The sequence below is a fragment of the Nocardia sp. NPDC060220 genome (genome assembly GCF_042727815.1).
Lineage (GTDB): Bacteria > Actinomycetota > Actinomycetes > Mycobacteriales > Mycobacteriaceae > Nocardia.
The window spans coordinates 1-5,112 of sequence record NZ_JBHWZY010000507.1 but is presented as its reverse complement, the minus strand read 5'-3'; the positions used below and the strand labels follow the sequence as shown (position 1 = coordinate 5,112).

Sequence of the window (5,112 nt, the reverse complement as noted above, 5' to 3'; positions counted from 1 at the left end):
CTCAACTACGCCGAGTGGGGCGCCCCCTGGCGCTTCTACATCGACAACGTCCTCGACGTGCTGGATTTGCGGGCCGTCCTCGTCGACGTGCATGGATACGGCGGCGGTGGCGATGACGCGCCCGGACTGCCTGGCGACGATCGCGAGGGTGGCGAAGGAGCGACCTTCGTGCTGGCGGGTCACCTCGTAGCGCAGCGGCGCGTCGTAGCCGCCTTCCTTGGCGAAGAGGGTGTGGATCGACTTGACCGATTTGTCCGGGCAGGCGAGTTCGGCGGCGCGGACGAACTGCCCCAGGATCTGGCCGCCGAAGAGCCTGCGATAGCTCAGCGGCAGATGGGGTCCTTCGAACACGGTCGTAGAAGGGCTGAGGTCGCTCTCGTCGGCGGGTGACACACCCAGATCCAGGCTGGCGAGCAGGCTGTTCCAGAGATCGGTCATAGTCGAATCTTCCTATTCTACCTGAAAGAGAATTATGTTCTGCCGGTGCCGGTGCCGGTGCCGGTGCCGGTGACGCCCGCGGCGCAGAACTCCCAGACTTCCTCGGCGGTGATCGGGCGCGTCGCCATGTCGTCCTGGCCGCCGCTGGACTGGGCGGTGAACATCACGGTCTGCATCGTCATGGCGGCCACCCGGCGGGGATTGAGGCCGGGGCGCAGCGTGCCCGCCGACGCGGCGTCGGTCACCAGGTCGACGAAGAGCGCGAGTAGTGGTGCGTGCGCGACCTTCACATGGGCGGGATGGGTGACCAGCAGGCGCGGCGCGAAGTCGGTGAACAGCGGGTGGCGATCCCGGGGATCGGAGCGGCACAGCGAGAACAGCAGCTGTACCGCGACTCCGAGCCGGGTCAGCGGATCGTCCTCCTCGGCCGCCGCCAGGCGGATCTGCTCGGCCGTGCGCAGCAGCGCGTCCTCGAACAGGGCGAGCAGCAGTTCGTGCTTGCCGTCGAATTGCAGATAGAAACTGCGCAGCGACTGACGCGACCGCTCCACCACCTCCTGCACGGTGAAATCGGTGCTGCCGTTCTCGGAGATGATCGACTGGGCCGCTTCGAGGAAACGCTGCACCCGCTGTTCGGCCCGCAACCGGGTGGACTTGATCGACCGTTCCACCGCGCGTTGCTTCCAGGCGGGTTCCGCGCGCTCGCTCATAGCTGCACCAGCCGCGCGGCCGTGCCCGAGGCGCGTGCGATGGCGCCCGCCTCGCGGACCAGTTCGCGGGAACTGCCGAGCAGTCCGTCCAGGACCAGCACCCGGCGGATGTGGCGATGCAGATCGTGTTCGGCGGTGAAGCCGATGCCGCCCAGCGTCTGCTGACAGTGCCGCGCGGTGATCAGGGCGGCCCGCCCCGCGGCGGCCTTGGCCAGCAGCGACCCCAGATCGTCGGTGGCCGCGGCTAGGGTGGCCTCGGCGCCCTCGATGGCGACGAAGGTTTCGGCGAGACGGTGCCGGATCGCCTGGAACGAGGCCACCGGCCGCCCGAACTGCACGCGATCGACGGCGTGGGTGCGGGCCAGCGCCAGCATGGCCCGGCTCGCGCCGGTGAGCCACCAGCCCAGCGCCCGTCGGCCCTGCGCCAGTGGGATCGGCGTCCCCGCCGGGACCGCGCGGATCGGCAGATCGGCGTCCAGGGTCGGGGATCGGTCGGGGCCGGACGCGTCGTCGGCGTGGTCCCAGCGCACCCAGGTCCCCCCGGACCAGGGCAGCGCGACCGGGTCGTCGGCGGACAGTCCGCCCGCCGCCCGGACGACGTCATTGAGCAGCGGCGCGTGCGCGCCGGTCTCGCCGAGCAACCGGAACACCAGGGGGACAGTGGCATCAGGCGCGTCGGTCAGCATCTCCTGCCAGCCCAGATCGACGAGCGCTGTGTGCAGCTGCGCGCCGGAGACGTCGCGCATGGTCTTGCGCAGCGTCTGGGCCAGCAGATCGAGTTCGGCAGCATCCACGGTTCACTCTTTCCCCAGGTCGAGCAGTCGACGCGCGATGATGTTGCGTTGGATCTCGGCGGTGCCGCCGTAGATCGTCGCGGCGCGTGAGTACAGGTATTCCGCGCGCCATGGTGAATCGGCGAGCTCGATGACGCCGGGCAGCAGATCGCGGACGGTGTCGAACAGGTGCTGTTCGGCCGTGGCGAGCAGCACCTTGTCGACGGAGGTCTCCGGGCCCAGCTTGCCGCCGGCCGCCAGACGCTCCTGCGTCGCCAGCGAGCGGCAGCGGATGGTGTGCAGGGCCAGATGGAGGGCGCCGAGTTCGGCGTCGTCGTGGCCGGCCCGGTCGTCGTGCGCGGTCTGCTCGAGCAGCTGGTCGAATCGCGTGTAGAGATAAGCGATCCGGTGCCAGAAGCAGGTGGAGCGCTCGTGTGGGAGCAGATCCATCGCGATCCGCCAACCGTCGCCCGGTCGGCCGAGCGTGCGGTCGGCGGGCACGACGACCTCGTCGAAGTACACCTCGGCGAACTCGTCGATGCCGTGCATCGTGCGCAACGGCCGCACGGTGATGCCGGGGGAGTCCATGTCGACGAAGAACGCGGTGATCCCGTCGTGGCCGATTCCGGTGCGGGTCAACAGGACACAGCGCGCCGAGTACTGGGCCAGGCTGGTCCACACCTTTTGACCGGTGATCACCCAGCGATCACCGCGCTGCTCGGCCTTGGTGCTCAGGGAGGCGAGATCGCTGCCCGAGCCGGGCTCGGAGAACCCCTGGCACCACTGTTCGCGGCCGCTGAGCAGTCGCGGCACCATTTCCGCCGCCAGCTGCGGGCCGGCGTAAGAGATCATCGTCGGCGCGAGCACCTCGATCATGGAATAGATGCCGGGCTCGGCGAGGTCGCGGGTCGCGACCTCCTCGCCGAGGATCGCCCGCAGCACCGCTGGTCCGCCGAGACCTCCCACCTCGGCGGGCCAGCCGTACCGCATCCAGTCCGCGTCGTAGAGCGCGCGCCGGACCCTGGCCAGTTGCTCGACCTGTGCGTCGAGCGAATGGTCGGGCCCCGCGGACAGGTCGTTCGCGTCGAGCCAGGACCGCAGACCGGTCCGGAAGTCGGCGCGGTTCACGCACTCGGTCGTTCGAAGGCGTGCGGACGGCCGGAGTCGTGGTCGCCGTTGCGACGGATGAACGTCATGGCCCTGGTGCGCAGCCGCCAGCCCGCGTCGGTGCGCGCGTAGGTATCGCTGTAGTAGCCGATCCGCATGTCGTGGGTCGACTGCTCGATGAAGCACAGCGGCTGGGTGCCGCTGGCGGTGTCGCCGTCGATCTCCAAGGCCGGTGTGCCGGTGAGGAACAACCCCTTCGGCGCCGCGGCGACGAGATCGGGGAACTCGTCGAGCGGGTAGGTGTCGCCGAAGGCGCTGTAGTTGCCGTCGGGGGTGAACACCGCGATCAGGCCCTCGATGTCGCCCTTGGTGATGGTGACCGCGTACCGCGCGAGCAGCTGTTCCAGCTCGATCACGTCGTCAATTCTGGACAAAGACTTTTCCGCCTTTCATCACGAACCGCACCCGCTGGGTGACGGTGATGTCGGTGAGTGGGTCGCCGGGAACCGCGATGATGTCGGCGAGCAGACCCTCGGCCAGCCGGCCCCGGTCGGTGACATCGATCAGTTCGGCGGCCGTGGTGGTCGCGGCGCGCAGCACGGCCAACGGGCTCATGCCGCGATCGACGAGCGCGACCAGCTCGTCGGCGTTGCGGCCGTGCGGGATCGCGGGGGCGTCGGTGCCCACCGCGATCTTCACCCCGGCCTTGTAGGCGGCCAGCACCGAGGTGCGGGCGCGCGGGAACATCTGCGCCGCCTTGGCCTGGAGCTCCGGCGGTGCTTTCGACACATCCATGGCGTCGGCCAGGCGGGTGGTCGGCACCAGGTAGGTGCCCTTCTCGACCATCAGGGCGATGGCGTCGTCGTCGATCAGGAAGCCGTGCTCGATGCAGTCGATCCCCGCCTCGACCGCGGCGCGCACCGCGTCGGCGCCGTGGGTGTGCGAGGCGACCCGCAACCCGCGCCGGTGCGCCTCGTCGACGATCGCCCGCAGTTCCTCGGACGAATAGTGTTGTGCCCCAGGCGCTCCGGTGAGCGACATGACGCCGCCGGAGACACAGACCTTGATCAGCTGCGCGCCGTGCTTGATCTGGTACCGGACCGCCTTGCGCACCTCATCGACACCGTTGGCGATGCCCTCCTCGATGCTGAGTTCCAGCACGTGCGGGGCGAACGCGGCGAACATCGTCGGATCGAGATGCCCGCCGGTCGGGGTGATCGCGTGCCCGGCGGGCACGATGCGCGGCCCGTCGACCCAGCCGGCGTCGATGGCCTTGCCGAGCGCGACATCGAGCAGATACCCGCCGGTCTTGACGAACAGACCGAGGTTGCGCACGGTCGTGAAACCGGCCCGCAGCGTGCGGCGGGCATTGCCCACCGCACGCAGCATTCGCAGCGGGGGATCATCCTGAACGCTGGAGGCCAGCCCGGTCTCGCCGCGCCCGCCCATCAGGAGGTTGACCTCCATGTCCATCAGGCCGGGCAGCAGGACGGCGTCGCCGAGGTCGATGATCTCGCCCTCGGGTTCGCCGCCGAGGCCGACGATCCGATCACCCTCGATCCGGATGACTCCTGGTCGGACGATCTCGCCGGTGTCGATGTCGAGGTACCCGGCGGCCAGCAGCGTCAGCATGATCAGACCACCGGCTCCCGGATGAGGTGGACCATGGCGGCGCCGGAGTCGGGCACCCGCGCCTGCTTCCAGACCTCGACGGGGAAGGACACGTTCACCAGCGACTGCATCAGATGCAGCAGTGCGCGGGCATCCTCGGGCAGGTCGTCGAGCGGGAACTTGTCGCAGTAGGTGATCGCGTCCTCCAGCCGGGGGAACGCCTTGTCGTAGAACTCCTGCATGTCGGGCATGCTCGAGGCGAGACGCTTGGTGTGGCGCTGCGGCTCGGTGGGCAGGACCCAGTCGGAGAACTGCTCCAGATCAGCGAATTCAGCGGGCAGCAGTGGCATCTCGGTACTCCTGAACCTTGTCCTTGGCGACCTTGTGCAGGTGGCGCAGCAAGATCTCCTGGTCGTTGAGGGGGAAATCGGACACGATGCGGGTGGCCAGCATCGTCTGGGTGGCTTCGAGGG

The 5,112-nt window shown here is 69.0% G+C and carries 7 protein-coding genes and 1 pseudogene; all 8 read right to left on the bottom strand.

The window, feature by feature from the left end; all coding sequences use genetic code 11:
* The coding region (locus ACFWF3_RS23675) for an acyl-CoA thioesterase domain-containing protein (protein ID WP_379315311.1) at window positions 1-438 on the bottom strand (438 nt) is incomplete at its 3' end.
* Window positions 439-470: 32 nt separating this feature from the next.
* Window positions 471-1,148: a TetR/AcrR family transcriptional regulator gene (locus tag ACFWF3_RS23670; protein WP_379315310.1), complete on the bottom strand. Its 678-nt coding sequence runs from the start codon at window positions 1,146-1,148 to the stop codon at window positions 471-473.
* Window positions 1,145-1,894 (bottom strand): acyl-CoA dehydrogenase family protein, encoded by a 750-nt coding sequence (locus tag ACFWF3_RS23665; RefSeq protein WP_379315312.1) that lies wholly within the window; start codon window positions 1,892-1,894, stop codon window positions 1,145-1,147. Before ACFWF3_RS23665 ends, ACFWF3_RS23670 begins: the two co-directional genes overlap by 4 nt.
* A gap of 51 nt (window positions 1,895-1,945) precedes the next feature.
* Window positions 1,946-3,049, bottom strand: coding sequence for an acyl-CoA dehydrogenase family protein (locus tag ACFWF3_RS23660; protein WP_379315309.1), 1,104 nt, complete (start codon window positions 3,047-3,049; stop codon window positions 1,946-1,948).
* On the bottom strand, window positions 3,046-3,453 hold the full coding sequence (locus ACFWF3_RS23655; RefSeq protein WP_378990423.1) for a nuclear transport factor 2 family protein: 408 nt from the start codon (window positions 3,451-3,453) through the stop codon (window positions 3,046-3,048). Before ACFWF3_RS23655 ends, ACFWF3_RS23660 begins: the two co-directional genes overlap by 4 nt.
* A complete protein-coding gene (locus ACFWF3_RS23650) occupies window positions 3,449-4,660 on the bottom strand; it encodes an amidohydrolase family protein (RefSeq protein ID WP_067444766.1) in 1,212 nt (403 codons plus the stop codon). Before ACFWF3_RS23650 ends, ACFWF3_RS23655 begins: the two co-directional genes overlap by 5 nt.
* Window positions 4,661-4,662: 2 nt before the next feature.
* Window positions 4,663-4,989, bottom strand: coding sequence for a hypothetical protein (locus tag ACFWF3_RS23645; RefSeq protein ID WP_379315308.1), 327 nt, complete (start codon window positions 4,987-4,989; stop codon window positions 4,663-4,665).
* Window positions 4,970-5,112: pseudogene (locus ACFWF3_RS23640) on the bottom strand (aromatic ring-hydroxylating dioxygenase subunit alpha); the annotation flags it as partial. The pseudogene ACFWF3_RS23640 and the gene ACFWF3_RS23645, both read right to left, overlap by 20 nt.